Source organism: Wolbachia endosymbiont (group A) of Paraperithous gnathaulax, from assembly GCF_964028485.1.
Lineage (GTDB): Bacteria > Pseudomonadota > Alphaproteobacteria > Rickettsiales > Anaplasmataceae > Wolbachia > Wolbachia pipientis.
In genome coordinates this window covers 152,291-170,197 of sequence record NZ_OZ034784.1, presented here as the reverse complement: position 1 = coordinate 170,197, position 17,907 = coordinate 152,291, and the positions used below count along the sequence as shown (strand labels likewise).

General features: G+C 36.1%; 18 protein-coding genes, 1 tRNA gene and 2 pseudogenes. 12 read left to right on the top strand and 9 right to left on the bottom strand.

The window, feature by feature from the left end:
* Positions 1 to 7: 7 nt before the first annotated feature.
* The 3 genes from ABWU74_RS00975 to alaS all read right to left on the bottom strand — a co-directional run bounded on the left by ABWU74_RS00975 (position 8) and on the right by alaS (position 3,719).
* Positions 8 to 667, bottom strand: coding sequence for a RadC family protein (locus ABWU74_RS00975; protein ID WP_236514289.1), 660 nt, complete (start codon positions 665 to 667; stop codon positions 8 to 10).
* Entirely contained in the window at positions 660 to 899 is a 240-nt protein-coding gene (locus tag ABWU74_RS00970; RefSeq protein ID WP_353289335.1) for a hypothetical protein, read from the bottom strand. The genes ABWU74_RS00975 and ABWU74_RS00970 overlap by 8 nt, the downstream gene beginning before the upstream one ends.
* A gap of 186 nt (positions 900 to 1,085) precedes the next feature.
* Positions 1,086 to 3,719, bottom strand: coding sequence for an alanine--tRNA ligase (alaS, locus tag ABWU74_RS00965; protein WP_353289334.1), 2,634 nt, complete (start codon positions 3,717 to 3,719; stop codon positions 1,086 to 1,088).
* A gap of 165 nt (positions 3,720 to 3,884) precedes the next feature.
* Here alaS and ABWU74_RS00960 point away from each other — a divergent pair, with 165 nt between their 5' ends.
* The 7 genes from ABWU74_RS00960 to gpmI all read left to right on the top strand — a co-directional run bounded on the left by ABWU74_RS00960 (position 3,885) and on the right by gpmI (position 9,930).
* Entirely contained in the window at positions 3,885 to 4,328 is a 444-nt protein-coding gene (locus ABWU74_RS00960) for a PAS domain-containing protein (RefSeq protein ID WP_010962890.1), read from the top strand.
* Between the two features lie 98 nt (positions 4,329 to 4,426).
* Positions 4,427 to 4,633: a 50S ribosomal protein L35 gene (gene rpmI / locus ABWU74_RS00955; protein ID WP_007548610.1), complete on the top strand. Its 207-nt coding sequence runs from the start codon at positions 4,427 to 4,429 to the stop codon at positions 4,631 to 4,633.
* 20 nt (positions 4,634 to 4,653) lie between these two features.
* Positions 4,654 to 5,019, top strand: coding sequence for a 50S ribosomal protein L20 (rplT, locus tag ABWU74_RS00950; protein WP_006279340.1), 366 nt, complete (start codon positions 4,654 to 4,656; stop codon positions 5,017 to 5,019).
* Positions 5,020 to 5,031: 12 nt separating this feature from the next.
* The gene (fmt, locus tag ABWU74_RS00945) at positions 5,032 to 5,931 is read left to right on the top strand and encodes a methionyl-tRNA formyltransferase (protein ID WP_209472592.1); all 900 of its coding nucleotides are present in this window, start codon (positions 5,032 to 5,034) and stop codon (positions 5,929 to 5,931) included.
* Positions 5,932 to 6,011: 80 nt separating this feature from the next.
* Positions 6,012 to 7,523, top strand: a complete 1,512-nt coding sequence (gene purH / locus ABWU74_RS00940; protein ID WP_209472590.1) for a bifunctional phosphoribosylaminoimidazolecarboxamide formyltransferase/IMP cyclohydrolase — start codon at positions 6,012 to 6,014, stop codon at positions 7,521 to 7,523.
* A gap of 781 nt (positions 7,524 to 8,304) precedes the next feature.
* Positions 8,305 to 8,376: transfer RNA gene (locus tag ABWU74_RS00935), tRNA-Asn, on the top strand.
* Positions 8,377 to 8,409: 33 nt separating this feature from the next.
* On the top strand, positions 8,410 to 9,930 hold the full coding sequence (gene gpmI, locus ABWU74_RS00930) for a 2,3-bisphosphoglycerate-independent phosphoglycerate mutase (RefSeq protein WP_353289333.1): 1,521 nt from the start codon (positions 8,410 to 8,412) through the stop codon (positions 9,928 to 9,930).
* Positions 9,931 to 9,969: 39 nt separating this feature from the next.
* Here gpmI and fabD read toward each other — a convergent pair whose 3' ends face one another.
* A complete protein-coding gene (fabD, locus tag ABWU74_RS00925; RefSeq protein WP_264373760.1) occupies positions 9,970 to 10,950 on the bottom strand; it encodes an ACP S-malonyltransferase in 981 nt (326 codons plus the stop codon).
* 128 nt (positions 10,951 to 11,078) lie between these two features.
* Here fabD and rpmE point away from each other — a divergent pair, with 128 nt between their 5' ends.
* The 3 genes from rpmE (at position 11,079) to ABWU74_RS00910 (ending at position 13,563) form a co-directional block, all read left to right on the top strand.
* Positions 11,079 to 11,282 carry a 50S ribosomal protein L31 gene (gene rpmE / locus ABWU74_RS00920; RefSeq protein WP_007548602.1) on the top strand — a complete coding sequence of 68 codons (204 nt, stop codon included), beginning with the start codon at positions 11,079 to 11,081 and terminating at the stop codon, positions 11,280 to 11,282.
* 38 nt (positions 11,283 to 11,320) lie between these two features.
* Positions 11,321 to 12,115 carry an NAD kinase gene (locus ABWU74_RS00915; protein ID WP_070356930.1) on the top strand — a complete coding sequence of 265 codons (795 nt, stop codon included), beginning with the start codon at positions 11,321 to 11,323 and terminating at the stop codon, positions 12,113 to 12,115.
* A gap of 83 nt (positions 12,116 to 12,198) precedes the next feature.
* Positions 12,199 to 13,563, top strand: a complete 1,365-nt coding sequence (locus ABWU74_RS00910; protein WP_353289332.1) for a hypothetical protein — start codon at positions 12,199 to 12,201, stop codon at positions 13,561 to 13,563.
* A 240-nt stretch (positions 13,564 to 13,803) separates the two neighbouring features.
* Here the strand turns inward: ABWU74_RS00910 and ABWU74_RS00905 are convergent, their stop codons facing one another.
* The 4 genes from ABWU74_RS00905 to ABWU74_RS00890 form a co-directional block, all read right to left on the bottom strand.
* Positions 13,804 to 13,968, bottom strand: a complete 165-nt coding sequence (locus ABWU74_RS00905) for an IS3 family transposase (protein WP_080717614.1) — start codon at positions 13,966 to 13,968, stop codon at positions 13,804 to 13,806.
* Entirely contained in the window at positions 13,958 to 14,170 is a 213-nt protein-coding gene (locus ABWU74_RS00900; RefSeq protein ID WP_167347179.1) for a DDE-type integrase/transposase/recombinase, read from the bottom strand. Before ABWU74_RS00900 ends, ABWU74_RS00905 begins: the two co-directional genes overlap by 11 nt.
* The gene (locus ABWU74_RS00895) at positions 14,103 to 14,573 is read right to left on the bottom strand and encodes an IS3 family transposase (RefSeq protein WP_353289331.1); all 471 of its coding nucleotides are present in this window, start codon (positions 14,571 to 14,573) and stop codon (positions 14,103 to 14,105) included. Before ABWU74_RS00895 ends, ABWU74_RS00900 begins: the two co-directional genes overlap by 68 nt.
* Positions 14,570 to 15,581 (bottom strand): IS630 family transposase gene (locus tag ABWU74_RS00890; RefSeq protein WP_094745768.1). Its coding sequence is split into 2 segments (ribosomal slippage): positions 14,570 to 15,118 and positions 15,120 to 15,581, totalling 1,011 coding nucleotides; the frame shifts between segments, so codons are not numbered across the junction. The genes ABWU74_RS00895 and ABWU74_RS00890 overlap by 4 nt, the downstream gene beginning before the upstream one ends.
* Before the next feature lie 145 nt (positions 15,582 to 15,726).
* Between ABWU74_RS00890 and ABWU74_RS00885 the strand changes: the two genes are divergently transcribed.
* A protein-coding gene (locus ABWU74_RS00885) for an IS5-like element ISWpi1 family transposase (RefSeq protein WP_209472412.1) occupies positions 15,727 to 16,559 on the top strand; the annotation gives its coding sequence in 2 pieces (ribosomal slippage) (positions 15,727 to 16,096 and positions 16,096 to 16,559; 834 coding nt in all).
* A gap of 89 nt (positions 16,560 to 16,648) precedes the next feature.
* A pseudogene (locus ABWU74_RS00880) lies at positions 16,649 to 17,459 on the top strand (IS630 family transposase).
* A gap of 28 nt (positions 17,460 to 17,487) precedes the next feature.
* On the opposite strand, the pseudogene ABWU74_RS00875 reads toward ABWU74_RS00880, so the two are convergent.
* Positions 17,488 to 17,829, bottom strand: a pseudogene (locus tag ABWU74_RS00875) (DUF6444 domain-containing protein); the annotation flags it as partial.
* Positions 17,830 to 17,907: the final 78 nt, after the last annotated feature.

Sequence of the window (17,907 nt, the reverse complement as noted above, 5' to 3'; positions counted from 1 at the left end):
CTACAGATTACAATAAACCACTGTCATAAAAACTAAAATGGCTCTTCTGTGTTACGATTATATGATCTATTAATTTCATTCCTACATTTTCACAGGTTGCAGCTAATGTAAGTGTGTTATCTTCATCCTCTTTAGATGGCTCTATATCTCCACTTGGATGATTATGTGAAATTGCAACAGATGATGCGTCAATCAGTAATCCCTGTTTTATTATTTCCCTCACATATAGAGGCACTCTATCTATAGTTCCACAGTCTTGAACATACTCATATATTAAATGACCACTTCGATCTAAGTATACCACTCGTAAGCTTTCCTTTCTTGACTGTCCTATTGCTGCTTTAAAGTATTTTAGTAGCTCTTCTCTATTATCAAGAATCGACAGCTTTTTTAACTTACCTTTCAATATCCTATCGAAAATCTCTTTCAGGCAAAAGATATTTGCTATTGCTCCATCGTTCATTCCTGTAACATTTTTTAGCTCGTGAAGATCAGCATTAATTACCCTTCCTAAACTACTAAAGAGCTCCATTAGCTTTTTGGCAACTTCTCTTCCTTCTGTGTATGCAGATAGATTACGTTCCAGTAGCTCATGGTCAAGCAAAGACCTACCTCTGCTTGATAGAATACGAGTTTCTAATTTCTCTTTTCTCTCACTATTATTCATAAAAACCTCCAAGATCAACATTATATACAAATTCAACGCCAGCTTTCTGACGCAGTAGTTCTCGAGGAATAACCCTCTTGAACTCTAAATTTGCAATGTTGTCCTTGTTGCTTGGGCACTGGGATGACACCATCATAAAGGAATCAGTGTCAGCTACTTTCATGACACCATTCTTTTTCCTGGATCCAAGTAGTCGAGCTACTTGGATGACAGCTAGCCTGACAACCGTCATCCCGCTACCTGTTAGCGGGATCTATGCTAAGAGATACCGCGAATGAATCGCGGTATGACGGTTTGCAACGGTATGACGGTTCGCGGCGGCATAGTAATTCGTCATCCCGCTGCTTGTTAGCGGGATCTCTTGTTAGCGGCTAAGAGATACCGCGAATGAATCGCGGTATGACGGTGTAGACGATGGTTAAGTATCCCGCTGCTTGTTAGCGCCGCGGCGGTATGACGGTTCGTGGTGGTATGACGTAGAGTGCTTAGAAGCTGTTATTTTGCTATAAATGGCTGTAATGGCATCATCTATTTTATTGCTATCACAGCCTGTTTGTGCAAGTTCAGCATTCCCACCACAGTTCTTTTTAACTGCTATGGATATTAGTTCTTTTGCGCTAATCTTATTGATTAAGTCTTTACTTACTTTAATAATCAAGACTGTTTTATCTTTTTCTGTTGCCGTAAAAGCTATTACCGTTTTTGGTTTTTGTTGCTGCAAAACAAACTCTCTTATTACATTTGCTGGAATATCAGTGAAAGTGTGGCTTATAAAATTTATTCCATTTATTTCGGTGCTTTTTATATTCTCTGCACTCACAAGCTTTTTATATAGGTTTTTTATTTTGGTTTCGGATTTTTTGTGTTCTTGACTTAAAATACTTAATCTGCTTGTTATTTCACTCACTGGCGCTTTTACGAATTCTGCAACTTTTTTTAAGTTAATTTCATTATCACGTACATAATTGATTGCTTCCTGACCAGTTAAAGCTTCAATTCTCCTCACTCCAAAAGCAACAGAACTCTCTGTTACTATCTTAAATAAACCGATTTCTCCAGTATGTTCAACGTGCGTGCCACCACACAGTTCCCTTGAATCTCCAATCTTCACTACTCTTACTTGATCGCTATATTTTTCGCCGAATAACGCCATAGCTCCTTCGTCTATTGCCTGATTCATGCTTTGAATTTTTGTAGATGCGGAAAGATTTTCTCTGATTAGAGAGTTTACCATATCCTCTACCCAAAACAACTGATCTTGAGTCATTTGAGTGTTATGGCTGAAGTCGAATCTCAGTCTATCTGGTGCAACTAGGGAACCTTTTTGAGTGACATGATCACCTAGAATTTTTCTGAGTGTAAAGTGCAGAAGATGTGTAGCTGAATGATTTCTTCTTAAGGCTTGCCTTCTTTCCTTATCTATGCTTGCTGTAACTGTGTCACCTTTACACATTGAGCCAGATTTAACTATGCATCTGTGCAAATATAGGTCATTAACCTTATTGGTATTCTCGACTATAATAATACTTCTACCAGGTTTGATCAGACTGCCAGTATCTCCCACTTGTCCACCTGACTCGCCATAAAAAGGTGTTTTATCAAGTATAATGGTTATCTTTTCTCCCTCCTTTGCAGAATCAATTACTTCATTTTTAGAGGAAACTATAGCTAGTATTTTCGCATCACTTACTTCATTGAACTCATAACCAACAAATTTTGTTTTGCCAAATTTATTGATCAAATCAAACCATACTTGCTCAACAGATTTTTCACCAGATCCAGCCCATTTAGCACGTGCTCTCTCTTTTTGTTCTCCCATTGCATCATCAAAACCCTTCTGGTCAAAATTTATTTTTTTCTCTTTTAAAATATCAAGTGTAATATCCAAAGGAAATCCGTAGGTGTCATATAGCTTAAACGCTGATTCTCCAGGCAAAGTATCGCCCGATTTTAAATCTGTAGTGAATTTCTCCAGGAGATTGATACCTTTCATCAAAGTGTCTTTAAAGTTTTCTTCCTCTGATTTTAACGTCGTTTCTATTAAGCTTTTAGCTCTGACTAATTCAGCTCCCATATAAGCCGAACTCGTGCTATCTATCAACACTGGAAAAATACGATGGAGTAGGGAATCATTATATCCAAGCAGGTGAATATAACGTGTGGCTCTCCTAATTAATCTGCGTAATACGTAATTCCTGCCCTCATTTCCAGGAAGCACTCCTTCTGCGATGAGAAATGCAGCCGCGCGAAGATGATCTGCTATGATCTTATGCGCTATTTTATTTTCCGTTCTTCCACAGTACTCTTGTGATTTACTTATCAGAGCAGAAAATAGATCAATATCATAGTTATCATGGACGTTTTGCATAACAGCCGCTATTCTTTCAAGGCCCATTCCAGTATCGATGCATTTTTTTGGCAATTTGTGTAAATTACCTTCTTCATCTTTGTTAAACTCCATGAATACCAGATTCCAGATTTCAACAATTCTATCGTCCTCTTGTAAATTAGGACTCCCATGGTCATAAAAAATTTCAGAACATGGACCGCACGGACCAGTGCTTCCCATACTCCAAAAGTTATCATCCGTTGTAATTCTTATGATTTTATCACTTGAAAAGCCACTTATCTTACGCCAAATCTCGTACGCCTCATCATCAGTATGGTAGACGGTTATGGATAGTCTGTTTTTATCAAGAGATAACTCTTTAGTGATAAATTCCCACGCAAATTCTATCGCAGTTTCCTTAAAGTAATCACCGAAGCTAAAATTTCCGAGCATTTCAAAAAATGTGTGATGCCGAGTTGTATAGCCAACATTTTCCAGATCATTGTGTTTACCGCCTGCTCTTAGGCACTTTTGACTTGAGACAGCACGTTTCATTTCAGTTTTTTGAGCACCAGTAAAAATATTTTTAAACTGCACCATACCAGCATTTGTGAACATGAGCGTTGGGTCATGTTCTGGAATCAAAGGAGAAGAAGAAACCTGCTCGTGGTCATTATTTACAAAAAATTTTATAAATCTTTCTCTGATTTCGTTTAGCTTCATCGTTTTTATTGAGGTTATCTATAAATAATAAGTTGTAATGGAAATAAAATCAATACCACTCTCTAGATCTCAGAACTTCTAGTGACATGCACCTTGTGGTAAGAAAAAATCAATATATTCACGATAAATTTACCTCATATCTGTGTTTTATATGTGGAAATTGGAATGGAAATTTATGTAGGCAAAGAAAAAAGAATAGCAAATGTGGTGACTCAACACTGGAATGACATAAAAGGATCAGACAGAGATTGGCCAGAAAGGCATGAAATAGACACTGCAGAAATAATGGAATCATGGCAGCATTGTTTTGTCATTGAAGTCAAGGATCAAGGTTATATTTGTGAAAATGCAGGAGAAAAGGCTGTTGAATTCTATGGTTTTGAGAAAAAGACGCGCATTGATAATAAGTATGCAATTGATGCACCATTTTTGCGACTATATAAAATAGATGCAGTTATTGATAAACTTGATACTGTAATAGAGAGTAAATGCCCGATCAATGAAGAGGAAGAAAGTGAAAGTGTTAAAATGAGGCAAGTATTGTTGCCACTTGGGAATAAAGAAGGTATAACACACATATTGGGCGTAATTACTTTTAAACTCCTTTAATATACAATTTTAATTTGATTCTTTAATAAAATTATTTATACTAATGCTTAATTACTATTAAAGAACTCAATAGTAGTGCTTGTAAATTTATTTGGAATATGAAGAAAATAAAATTAAAAACCAAATCTTCTGTGAAAAAGCGCTTTCACCTTACAGCTAAGGGTAAAGTTATTTCTACTCAGTCAGGCAAAAGGCATGGCATGGTAAAGAGAAGTAAATCTAATATTCGTAATCAGCGCGGTACAACGATTCTTGGTAAATCTGACTCGCGTATAGTTAAGCTTCATATGCCTTACGGTATTTAACAAAATGGAGGTAAAATAAAATGGCTCGGGTAAAACGTGGAGTCACTACTCACGCTCGTCATAAAAAAATATTGAAACTGGCAAAGGGTTATAGAGGGCGCGCAAAAAGTTGTTATAGAATTGCATTACAAAGAGTTGAAAAAGCACTGCAATATGCTTATAGAGACAGAAGAACCCGTAAACGTGATTTCCGTAGCTTATGGATAATACGTATTAATGCAGCAGCAAGAGAGCATGGGCTTACTTATGGTAGGTTTATGCATGGTCTTACACTTGCCGGCATTGATTTAAATAGAAAAATTCTTGCTGAGATGGCAGTTAATTATAAGGATGATTTTGCCAAATTAGTAGAAACTGTAAGTGGTAAATTAGCGGAGAATTCTTAAAGCAAAAACACCATGAGAATTATTTTCATGGGATCACCAGGATTTGCTGTTAATTCTCTGAGCTTGTTACTGAAATCAAAGAGCGAAGTGGTGGCAGTATACACCAAGGCTCCAAAACCTTCAGGGCGTGGACAGAAGCCAACGAAATCTCCAGTACATGTTATCGCTGAAGAAAGTAACATAGAGGTATGTACTCCTATCTCTCTAAAGTTCTCGGCAGAGCAGGAAAAATTTAGAAATTTCAAACCAGACGTTGCAGTTGTAGCTGCGTATGGATTGATACTTCCAAGAGAAATTTTGAATATTCCAAAATATGGTTGTATTAATATTCATCCTTCATTACTACCAAGGTGGCGTGGTGCAGCCCCGATACAGCACACAATTTTAGCAGGAGATCAAGAAACCGGGGTTAGCATTATGCAATTGGATGAAGGATTAGATTCCGGCCCTATTTTAAAACAGGAAAAATTTCTTATCGAAAAGAACGATAACTACAAGACATTGCATGATAAATTGTCTGAATTAGGCAGTGATTTACTGCTTGAGGTGTTAAATGAAATTGAAAAACAGGTTCCTATAGAGCAGAATGATAATGATGCATGTTACGCTAACAAAGTGGAAGACTATAAAATTTATGCAAGTGATGCCTGTGAAGTTGCTTATAGAAAGGTTAAAGCGTTTTACCCAAAAGCGTTCATCAAGATAGAGAATAAACGTATCAGGATACTTGATGCTGACTTTGAAGCTCTCGCTTCAGAACAAGGCAAGATCGTTAATGATAATATGCACATAAGTTTAAAAGGTGGCACTTTAATTCCTAAAGTTGTACAAATGGAAGGGAGAAATCCTTGCAGTATTGAAGATTTTATTCGTGGCTTGAAATCAAGCATGGTAAAAAAATTTATAGAATAGGCTGCTTTAAATTAGTGTAGAAATGTAATAGCTAAATTTCCTTTTCTTAGATATAATCTTAAAAAACTTTCCATATAAAAATGAAAATAAAAAGAGCTTTAATATCAGTATACGATAAAACGAATATAATTGATCTTGCATCGTTTTTAACGCAGCAACAAATAGAAATTCTTTCAACGGGCAATACTTATAAAGTGCTATCTAGTGCAGGAATAAAAACACAAGAGGTCTCAGATTACACACAATTTCCAGAGATACTGGGTGGTAGAGTAAAAACTTTACACCCTAAAATTCATGGAGGCATACTTTGCAATAGAGAAAAACACAAAACGGAAATACAAAATCTAGGTATTGAGCCAATAGACCTGCTTATAACTAACCTATACCCATTTTGGGAGACAGTAAGTAGCAGCTCAAATGAAGAGCAAATTATAGAACAAATTGATATCGGCGGGGTGGCGTTAATTAGAGCTGCAGCAAAAAACTTTCGTTTTACTTCAGTTATTTCTAGCATTCAAGACTATGAAGCACTAAAAGCTGAGATGATAAAAAATAACAATGAAACAACATTGGAATATAGAAAATATTTAGCAACCAAAGCATTTGCTCTCACTGCACACTACGATTCTAATATTCACAGTTGGTTTTTATCCCAGAGTAAAAATAATGAGTTGCCAGAGTTTTTCGCACTATATGGGCATAAAGTACAAGAACTCAGGTATGGTGAAAATCCCCATCAAAAAGCTGCATTTTATAGTAATCAATTTACAGAATATCCGTTGGAAAAACTACATGGAAAAGAGTTGAGTTATAATAATATAGTAGATATAGAGTCCGCACTTAACATAATTTCTGAGTTTAAAGAGCCTGCAGCAGTGATAATCAAGCACAATAACCCATGTGGCGCTGCTGTTAGTAATAATGCTTTGGAGGCATATGAAAAGGCTCTATCATGTGATGAAGTAAGCAGTTTTGGTGGCATAGTTGCCTTAAATCGGGAGATAGATTTAAAGCTAGCAGAAAAATTAAACGAGATATTTTTGGAAGTAGTGATAGCACCATCGGTAAACAATGAGGCACTAAAAATTTTACAAAGAAAGAAAAATTTAAGAGTGATTATTCATAAATCTTTCCAACAAAATGTGAAATACCAAATTAAAAATGTTGTTGGTGGGTTTTTGGTGCAAGAAAATAATGACCACACAATAAAAGCAGAACAAGTAACAAAGTGCACTACAACAGAAAAAGAAAAGGAAGATCTTATTTTTGCCTGGAAAATATGTAAACATGTGAAATCCAACGCAATAGTTATAGCAAAAGATGGTTGTGCTATTGGCATCGGCGCAGGGCAAACAAGCAGAATAGATAGTGTGAACATTGCAGTGAAAAAAGCAGGTGAAAAATGTAAAGGTGCAGTGCTTGCTTCAGATGCATTTTTTCCATTCCCAGATAGCATAGTAGAAAGTGCAAAACATGGAATTACAGCTATAATTCAGCCCGGCGGCTCGCTAAAAGATCAAGATGTGATAAAAGCTGCAAATGAAAATAAAATTGCTATGTTTTTCACTGGCGTTCGCAGTTTTTTCCATTAGGCTTTGTGTCTTATCGTCATACCGCCACAAACCGTCATACCGCGATTCATTCGCGGTATCTCTCAACATAGATCCCGCTAACACGTAGCGGGATGACGGTTGTCAGCCAAGTAGCCCCCTATGATGTCATCCCAGTGCCCCCTGTAATGTCATCCGAGTAGCTGACACTGGGATGACACCCTCCTAGTAGAAACGCTTTTGTAATTGCAACATTCGTGCAATCTTTAGCCATAAACATTAAGAAATTTACCAAACGAAAAAAAAGGCAAAAGAAGCCCTGGGGTTATTATCTGCTTTAAAATATTGGCGTTTTTTATGTTTTAAACGCTTGACAAGCAAGATTTAGCTGCTTTTAATTGCAACTAACCTATGCTGCAAATGTTTAAGAAATTTACTAAGCAGAAAAAAAGACAAAGAATCCCCGAGTTAGCTAGTCCTTTACTATCTCTGTCGAGTATTGGCATTTTTTGATGTCTTGTAACGCTTTATAAGCGCGTTCAGCTTATTTAGATAAAAATCTAGATGTAGATGAAGTTTTGTAAAGACATACAGTATCTATATACTGCAAAAAATTAAACATAAGACGCCGATACATTAAGTAATCCTTACCTTTTAATCTGCAGATTGGCGAAAGCAAATACAATAGCTTCAGTTTCATGATAAGAGGGCTGGCTGAGTTTGTCAAGTAAGTTTTTTTGTTTCTATGGGTCAGTTGGACTTAAAGTCTACACAAAAAACGTTTACAACCAACGTTCAACATGGTAAATTAAAAACGGTTTATTCCTCGGTAGCTCAGTGGTAGAGCAGTTGGCTGTTAACCAATTGGTCGCTGGTTCGAATCCGGCCCGGGGAGCTTTTCTCTGTGAAATTCTAGTGTTGATTTTATATGAACATTAAATCAGTGGTTTTATGTATACTAGATGGCTGGGGAAATGGAGTAGAAAGCAGTAAATACAATGCTATTAGCAACGCAAATCCACCCTGTTGGCAATATATTAGCTCTAATTATCCAAAATGCAGTTTATCCGCCTGTGGAACTGATGTGGGGTTACCTGGTGGTCAAATAGGTAACTCAGAAGTTGGCCATATGAATATTGGCAGTGGTAGAGTGGTAATACAAAGCCTTCAGCGCATTAATCAAGAGATTGGAATAATAGAAAACAATGTAAATCTACAAAGTTTTATTAATGATCTAAAAAGTAAGAACGGAGTATGCCATATAATGGGATTGGTGTCCGATGGTGGTGTTCATTCGCATCAAAAGCATATTTCAACTTTAGCAAATAAAATATCACAGCATGGAATAAAAGTGGTGATACATGCATTTTTAGATGGCAGAGACACATTGCCAAATTCAGAAAAAAAATGCATTCAAGAATTTACAAAGAGTATAAAGGGAAATGACACAAGAATTGCTACTGTTTCTGGGCGTTACTATGCTATGGACCGTGACAACAGGTGGAAGAGAACAATCGAAGCTTATGAGGCTATCGCATTTGCAAAGGCACCTTGTCATGATAATGCAGTATCGTTGATTGAGAATAACTATCAAAATAACATAACTGATGAGTTTATCAGGCCCGCAGTAATAGGTGATTATCAAGGTATAAAACCAGAAGATGGAGTGCTGTTGGCTAACTTTCGTGCTGATCGAATGATACAATTAGCAAGTATTTTGCTTGGCAAAACAGATTACGCTAAGGTAGCAAAATTCTCTTCAATTTTAAGTATGATGAAGTATAAAGAAGATCTCAAAATTCCTTATATTTTTCCTCCTACTTCTTTCGCTGATACTCTAGGACAAACAATAGAAGACAATAAATTACGACAATTACGTATCGCCGAAACCGAGAAATACGCTCATGTGACTTTCTTTTTCAATTGTGGAAAAGAAGAACCTTTCTCTGGTGAAGAAAGAATACTCATTCCCTCACCAAAAGTTCAAACTTACGATTTGCAGCCCGAAATGTCAGCCTTCGAGCTCACAGAAAAGCTTGTAGAAAAAATTCACTCCCAAGAATTCGCACTGATAGTTGTAAATTACGCTAATCCTGATATGGTAGGGCATACAGGTAATATAAAAGCAGCCGAGAAAGCTGTGCTAGCTGTAGATGATTGTCTTGCGAAAGTGCTGAATGCTGTTAAAAAGTCAAGCAACACCGCATTAATTGTTACTGCAGACCATGGTAACGTGGAATGTATGTTCGATGAAGAAAATAATACACCTCATACAGCACACACTCTAAATAAAGTGCCATTTATTGTGTCTTGCGATAATCTAAAACTAAGAGACGGAAGGTTATCTGACATTGCCCCTACTATTTTACAGCTACTTGGAATTAAAAAACCAAACGAAATGACAGGCAGTTCGTTGATTTCTTGCATTACCCTCTGTCATTCCAGCTAGGCAGCGTTATGCACCGGAATGACATCAAATAGATGTGTTTTAACTTAATCCAACTTTTAAATTTTTCGCTGTTAGTACTAATGATTCATTAAAGAAGCTGTCAATATCACCAATACTATCTATATTTTTTGTACTGATAGATTGGTCAATTCTTTTGACCAAATTAGATAAAACTTTATTAGGGCCAATTTCAACAAATTTGTTAATGCCACGGCTTGACATATACAAAACCATTTCTCTCCATTTCACTCTGCTTACAACTTGCTTGGCGAGTAAAGTTTTTATAACTTTGGGATCACTCTCCTCTTTAGCTGTAACATTTGATATCAAAGGAACTATAGGACGGGTTATTTTAATACCCTTCAAAAACTCCAAAACTTTTTCATCAGCAGGTTTCATAAGAGATGAATGAAAAGGCCCACTAACCTGTAATTTAATTAGTTTCCTCACACTCGAGTTTTTGAATAAATCGGGTAACATTTCAAGAGCTTCTCTAGTGCCACTTATAACCACTTGTCCGCCACCGTTATCGTTTGCAATTTCACAAATTCCGTCAATTTGAACTGATTTCAATATATCTTCCACTTCATTTATCTCTGCTCCAAGCAACGCAACCATTCCGCCTTTACATTTCAGTGAAGCTTCATGCATTGCTTCGCTGCGAACTTTCAGCAGCTCGATTGCAGACTCAAGCGTTAACGCTCCTGCAGCACACAGCGCTGTATATTCGCCAACTGAATGCCCACAAACATATTTAACATTGTGATCAGTGAAAAGAGATTTGCCAAACACATGCTCCATAACACGTAGCATTGCAATTGATACTGCCATTATAGCTGGCTGAGCGTTTTCTGTAATGGTTAATTCTTCAATAGGACCGTTGAAGATTAAATGAGACAGCTTTCCATCCAATATGCTATCTACTTCATTAAATACTTGTCTTGCAACAGAAAACTCACTATATAAGCTCTTTCCCATTCCTACAAACTGAGAGCCCTGACCGGGGAAAGCAAAAATCATGATAGTTATTATTTATTCCTTATTAAATATACTACTTTATTTATTTTTTGTCAATATTTTAGAATAATGATTGACTTAGTGAATTAAGTTCACTAGAATATTAGCTGACTAAAAGTTTATAAACAACAATGAATTATCATAAAATTATTATAGTTATGACAGACGGTCAAGAGTTTGAAACTCGTTCCACTTATGGAAAGGAGGGAGATAGGGTAAAACTTGATAGAGATCCTCTTACTCACCCTGCATGGACTGGAAGTTTGACAAGCGGGTTAGCAAGTAAAACTAGCAAATTAGCTAAGTTTAACGATAAATATGGAAGCATTTTCTAATTCTCCTCCTCTTTAAGTTTTAGAGAGTTTACTGAAGCATGCATAAATACAAAAATATAGGCTATGTTGCTTCTCCATCACCAAAATCGCAGGAAGTATCTAAACTATTAAAGAAACTTAATTTTATCAATATAACAGAAGAAAATAAGTCCGAAATCGATCTATTGATAGTTGTTGGCGGTGATGGCTTTATGCTACGCACTTTGCACAATTACGTCATAGAAAATAAAAACATGCATGTGTATGGGATAAACACTGGCAATGTTGGGTTTTTGATGAATAAATGCTTTAGCTGCAGTGAAGATTTAATTGATCATATAGAGCATGCAACTTCAACTCAGTTAACTTTGCTAAAAATGGAAGCAACAGACACAAGTGGCAAGAGATATCATTACATAGCAGTAAACGAAGTATACGTTTTTAGAAAAGCGAACCAAATAGTAGAGATGAATATTACTATTAATGATAAGCTAAAAGTAGAAAAATTTAGAGGGGACGGAGTAATATTATCTACCCCCACAGGCAGCACTGCATACAACTTCTCTGCCGGTGGCCCAATCTTGCCGCTAAATTCAAATTTACTTGCACTCACTTCTATCAATAGCTATTACCCAAGGCATTGGAATGGAGCGTTAATATCAAACGATACAATCGTACAAATTGACATTAACGACACAAAAAACCGTCCAGCACTTGTAGTATCAGATTACAAGGAGTTTCATAATATATCACAGATAAAAATACAAAAAGACCATGAAAACACAATAACTTTGCTCTTTGACAAAGATTACCCTCTGAATGAAAGGATCTTTGATAGACAATTTCTATACTAATAATTATCCGTAAACTGGTATTTACTACATCTTAATAACTATAGCGTAATCAATGCAGCATAGTAATTAATTTTGGAGCAGATATGCATGGATTAGAAAACGGAGATAATGTCACACCAACTTCTTATACAAAAAAGGATGAAGATGGCAAGAAAGTACTGCCGACACCAGCACCTAGAAGCACAGTGCCACGAACAAACGATAAAAATGAAATTTCACACTCTACAAGTCCGTTTGATGGCGAGTCTGATGATAAAGAAACAGCAAACTTAAATATGGAAGGATCAGTTGGTGATGGATCAGAAGAACCTATTTATGCAACTATAGACCCAGATACAAAATCTTCGAAAAAGAGTTTAGACAGTGGAATAGATGGTCAAAATTCAATTCTAAGCAGATCCCCTTCTCAAGAGACAGTATTTGATGATCCTGATGATCTTGATAAAACATTAACACGGTTAAGCAGAGAATCAAGTAACAAACTTAGCAATGTACCTTCAACTTCTCCACCATCATATAAGACAGATGACTCTGAAGAGTCTTTGTCACTAAATTCTGATGTAGGTGGCACAACAAATAAAAAAACAAACAGATTCTTGCCAAGAGCAAAGTATTCCATGCAGCAGAAGGGCTTTATAATTTTTACTGCAAGTGCTATTATACTCAGTATATCTGCAGCTTTATTATATTTACAAGATAAAGCAAAATTTATTGCATTTTTTACAAACAGCCCAAAATATATCACTATACCAGTTATCGCACTTGCTGCATTGCTTGCAATTGGTCCAATATTTTTTGCAACAAGGCAATTTATAGATACTGAAGAACATTCCATTCAAAAAAAAGATGCGGATAAAATTTTAGCTGAGGTGTTGGAGCACCAGCCAAAAGATAAAGCTATAAAATCTGTAAGACTGGAATATAGCAATGGCACTCATTCAAATTTTGTACTTAATGCTTGGGAAGCTAAACAAGGCTTCACTAACATTGACGAAAAAGTAATTACTAGAACTAATAAAATAAAATCAGTAATTAACGACAGACCAATATTTACTGCATTATTTACTGGTGTAGTTGCTGCAAATATAGCGTTTCCTCTAGGGCTACTTGCAACACATGGTGTTAATGGTGTACAAAAATTTTACCAAAACCCTTTGACTAATAACATAGGATTATCATTACTTATAGGTTCTGGTATACTTGCATTATCAATTATATGTCTTGGCGTGCATTATTATAGAAAAACAAATTGCACTAACCTTATATATTCTGAAGAAGAGATTGATCCTAAAGATGTTAATGGGAAATTCATTGAGGAAATAAAACGAGAAAGAACAAATGTTCTTGGGGAAAATCACAGTAAAGACGCTAAACGCAGCAGCTTAACGCTTGAGCAAGTTGTGGTTCAATCTCATAATTGTAAGGATATTGTTTATAGTGTCGGTTAATAAAATGCATGATATAGCTAGTGCAGCCCTACGTCATACCGCTGCAGACCGTCATACCGCGATTCATTCGCGGTATCTCTAGATCCCGCTAACACGTAGCGGGATGACGATTGTCAGGTTAGCACCTCCCTCCCCTGTCATCCAAGTAGCTGACTGACCTTACCCAGAAAAAGTGGAGAGAAAGTTTGGAATGTTTTTCACAAAGAGAATGATGAATCAAAATGCTCAGGAATGCAATAGTTAATAGTGACGTTGTTTGTTATAAAAAATTTCTATGTATTCAAATATTGCAGTTCTAGTTTGTTGAGCAGAGTGTTGTGAAGTATCAATAAGTATTTCTCTTTTCAATGAGCTAAAGAAGCTTTCCACAACAGAATTGTCGTAACAACAACCTTTATGACTCATCTATGTTTTTTATGGATAAGAGATATTGATAACCTTGCGAAGTATATTGTGAACCTTGATCACTATGTAATAGTAGATTTTTGGCAGGTTTACGCTTGTTAACGGCCATTAATAAAGAGTCCATAACCAATTGTTTATTTATTGAACTGCTCATTGACCAGCCAACTACCATGCGTGAATATAGATCGATTATTGTTGCCAAATATAGCCATCCTTCTTTGGTTTTTATATAAGTAATCCCATACTTTATTTGGTTGATCGACAATAAAGTTTTGGTCTAATATATTGGGAGCTACAACTCTACTGTCCGTTTGTTGTTTCTTAATTTTAAATTTTCTTCTCAATATAGCCTGAATACCATTTTTCTGCATAATACTTTGCACTGTTTTTAAGTTGCAACTTTTACCCAAAGCCTTCAATTCAGCATGAATTTTAGGAGCTCCATATCTACATTTAGAAGCTTGATATATTTTTTGAATATCTGCTAATAACTCTTTATTTGCTGATTCTCTACTGCTTATTTTTCTTGTGGTCCACTTATAGTAGCCACTAGCAGAAAATCCTACATAATTCCTGCACTTTATAGTGTTTATACCAACTCTCATTGTTGGCCAGTCAAATAGGAGACATTGCAGAGTTGTTTAATTGTGGAGCTGGCAAGAGAAGTAATAAATTTGCACAAAGCACCCTCAAGCAGAGCAATTGTATCGTATATTTTATTGCGCAAAATGTTCTGTTTTATATATAACCAAAGCCTCTCAACAGGATTTAGCTCAGGTGAGTACGGAGGTAGGTATATAATATCGATATTTTTAGGTACCTTTAAATTTTTTGACCTATGCCAACTAGCACAATCCATAACAAGAAAAGCCTCTCGTGTTTCTAGATATTGCGACATCTGCTCAAGAAATATGTTCATGCAATCAGTGTTGACATTTGGTGCAAATAAGCTAGAACTCTCTCCATTTCTAGGATTAACCGCACTATAGAGATAGAAATTTTGCCTACCTAATTTTGTTTTAACCTGTGTTCTAATCCCCTTTTTAAACCACCCATGTCCAACCTTTGAATGTGTGCCAAACCGTGATTCATCAAAGAAAAATAGCTCTTTTTCTGGATACTTGCTAATAGCTCCATTGAGATTTTTTTTTGAATTCCTCTTGTTTGCTTTTATCTTGTCCATTATGAACTGGTCTTGGTGTAATATATGAGAATTTCATCTTTTGCATATAGCGGTGTACTGTAGATTTGCTGATATTTAATCTGAACTTTTCCTGGATTCTTATTCTCATTTCTTTAATGGTAATATTAGGATTTTCTTCTATCCACTCTTCAATTTGCTGTAGTTGAACCTGATTTAATTTAGTTTTTCTACGGCGTTGTGGAGGAGCAAACAGTTTTTCTTCTCTGCCAAATTTCAAGAGTTTTACCCACGAAGTTAGTGCGCTTCTTGAAATGCAATATATTTTTGCTACAGCCGTTATACTGTACTTTTTTGCTGCAATTACAGCATTTAGTTTTTTTGAAACATATGCATTATTCCTTACTTTCTTCAGCATTTCTTTTGCTGATTCTACTACTTTTTCATCCAATAATTTTGATCTTAATGCCATTTATACCTCAACTATTTTACTTACTTCATTATGGCTTTTCTTCCATCTTTGTCCATCTGTTTGCCGTGTAATGGGAATTGGTATTAGAGGTTGTCCGGAAACAAGTAAAAGGCTATAATATCTGAAATTTTAGTACGGGGTAAAGATGAGAAAAAAGTATCCAACAGATCTAAGCGAAAGGGAATGGGCAAGAATAGAAAAACACTTCAGAGTATCATACAAGAAAGGAGGAAGGCCGCCAAAGTATAGCAAAAAAGAAATATTAGAAGCAATTTTCTATGTATTGCGTACAGGGTGTCAATGGCGGTATTTACCAAATGATTTTCCGCTATGGAAGACTGTGTATGAGCAGTTCAGGCAATGGAAGAAGCAGGGAATTTTTGAGAAAATGAATTATGAAATTACAAAATATAGTAGAAGAAAAATAGGAAGGAATGAGCAGCCGAGTGCCTGTATAGTAGATAGTCAATCTGTAAAGACTACAGAAAAGGGGGGATCAAAGGCTATGATGGAAGTAAAAAAGTAAAGGGTAGAAAAAGGCATATAATTACAGACACTCAGGGTTTTATACTAGGTTGTTACGTAGGCGCTGCTAACGAAAATGATAGAGATGGTATTAAAATAGCATTAAACAATATGAGAACAAAATATACTAAAGTTAAAAAAATGTGGGCTGACATGGGATACCAAGGAAGAAATTTAAAGAATCACATAAAGGAAGAATATGACATAGATATTGAAATTGTTAAAAGGCCTCCATGTAGATTTTGGGTGCACAAAGATACGCCACCTGAGCTACTACCAACAAGAGAACAAGGGTTTAAAGTACAGCCAAGAAGATGGGTTGTAGAAAGGACTTTTGCTTGGGTTAATAGGAATAGAAGGCTATCGAAGGAGTATGATTTACTCACAACATCCACTGAGAATTTCATATACCTAGCTATGAGTAGGGTTATGTTAAAGAGGGAATATGCTTGAATTTACTAGTTTCCGGACAACCTCTTATAGCTCTTTCCATAAAAGTCCGGATGTGATAGGATAAGGGTAGATGATGATAAGGAGGTTGAATGCCAGCAGCATATAGTTATGATTTAAGAAAAAAAGCAATGGAAGCGCTAGACGAAGGAGAAAGCAGAGAAACAGTGGCAGCAAAGAAGAAAAGAAACAGGAGACTTTCAATCAAAAAAACTTGGAAATGGGGGTTACAATCACAAAATTACCGACTGGGATACCTTTGCCAAATTTGCCAGAGAACACGGAGGAAAGACTCTATCGGAAATGGCTAAACTTTGGAACAACGTTAGTATCCAAACGATCTATCGAGCCCTTAAAAAAATTGGATTTACGCGCAAAAAAAGACATATGGATACAAGGAAAGAAACGAAGAAAAACGTGCTGAATTTTTGAAAATTATAGCGACAAAAGAACCTAAAAACTTAGTGTATATAGATGAGTCTGGCATTGATAACACCGAACTACGGATATTGCCAGAAAGGACAGCGGTTTTATGCCTTAAAATCTGGAAAGAAGACTCAACGAATCAGTATGGTTGCAGCCTTAAGTGGAAGAAAGATAGTTGTTCCGTTAACCTTTGAAGGCCACTGTAATATGGATGTTTTTAATGGATGGTTTGAGCAATTTTTGACACCGATCTTGGAACCTGGACAGACTGTCATTCTTGACAATGCTACTTTTCATAAGTCTGATAAGATTATCGAGCTTGCTAAAGGGGTTGGTGCAGAAATTTTGTATCTGCCGCCTTATTCTCCAGATTTCAACAAAATTGAGCATCATTGGTTTGCTATAAAAAACAGAGCCAGGAAAAACATTCCTCTATTCGAATCCTTTCGTCGTGCTGTTGATTCTGCCTTCCTATGACCTGTTCGGACTATTATGAGAAATGCTATACTACATAAGGCCTAATTTCCGGAAGATCAACTTTTTGGTGAACATAAGGTTTTTCGCATATTACAAGCTCTCCTCCGCATTCGCAAATATTAGGCAACTCTATTTTTACTACTTTATCCGCTTCCATTGTGGCATGAAAATTTCCTTTATGCCCAACCTGATCGCCAACATTCCTTTCGCTTTTTGGCTTGTCCTTTTTTATTTTGTATAGCTCTTTTGAGCTGGGCAGGGATGAGTTTTTTGAATTTAAACCGAGCCTTTCCTTTAATTCAGCGTTCTCTATCTTTAAAGCTTTATTTTCTGCTTTTAAGTTTTCTATCTCTGCTTTCAGTTTTTCTATTTTTTGCTGTAAATTTTTGCAAAGTTCTCAAAGGTTTACCACATTACCTCACTTTTGCTCTATGATTATCTTTATTAT

Bases quoted from the DNA above. Each gene is read 5' to 3' on its own strand.
- ABWU74_RS00975 (WP_236514289.1), bottom strand. From the start codon at position 667: ATGAATAATAGTGAGAGAAAAGAGAAATTAGAAACTCGTATTCTATCA.
- ABWU74_RS00970 (WP_353289335.1), bottom strand. From the start codon at position 899: ATGACGGTTGTCAGGCTAGCTGTCATCCAAGTAGCTCGACTACTTGGA.
- alaS (WP_353289334.1), bottom strand. From the start codon at position 3,719: ATGAAGCTAAACGAAATCAGAGAAAGATTTATAAAATTTTTTGTAAAT.
- ABWU74_RS00960 (WP_010962890.1), top strand. From the start codon at position 3,885: ATGGAAATTTATGTAGGCAAAGAAAAAAGAATAGCAAATGTGGTGACT.
- rpmI (WP_007548610.1), top strand. From the start codon at position 4,427: ATGAAGAAAATAAAATTAAAAACCAAATCTTCTGTGAAAAAGCGCTTT.
- rplT (WP_006279340.1), top strand. From the start codon at position 4,654: ATGGCTCGGGTAAAACGTGGAGTCACTACTCACGCTCGTCATAAAAAA.
- fmt (WP_209472592.1), top strand. From the start codon at position 5,032: ATGAGAATTATTTTCATGGGATCACCAGGATTTGCTGTTAATTCTCTG.
- purH (WP_209472590.1), top strand. From the start codon at position 6,012: ATGAAAATAAAAAGAGCTTTAATATCAGTATACGATAAAACGAATATA.
- gpmI (WP_353289333.1), top strand. From the start codon at position 8,410: ATGAACATTAAATCAGTGGTTTTATGTATACTAGATGGCTGGGGAAAT.
- fabD (WP_264373760.1), bottom strand. From the start codon at position 10,950: ATGATTTTTGCTTTCCCCGGTCAGGGCTCTCAGTTTGTAGGAATGGGA.
- rpmE (WP_007548602.1), top strand. From the start codon at position 11,079: ATGAATTATCATAAAATTATTATAGTTATGACAGACGGTCAAGAGTTT.
- ABWU74_RS00915 (WP_070356930.1), top strand. From the start codon at position 11,321: ATGCATAAATACAAAAATATAGGCTATGTTGCTTCTCCATCACCAAAA.
- ABWU74_RS00910 (WP_353289332.1), top strand. From the start codon at position 12,199: ATGCATGGATTAGAAAACGGAGATAATGTCACACCAACTTCTTATACA.
- ABWU74_RS00905 (WP_080717614.1), bottom strand. From the start codon at position 13,968: ATGAGTCATAAAGGTTGTTGTTACGACAATTCTGTTGTGGAAAGCTTC.
- ABWU74_RS00895 (WP_353289331.1), bottom strand. From the start codon at position 14,573: ATGAGAGTTGGTATAAACACTATAAAGTGCAGGAATTATGTAGGATTT.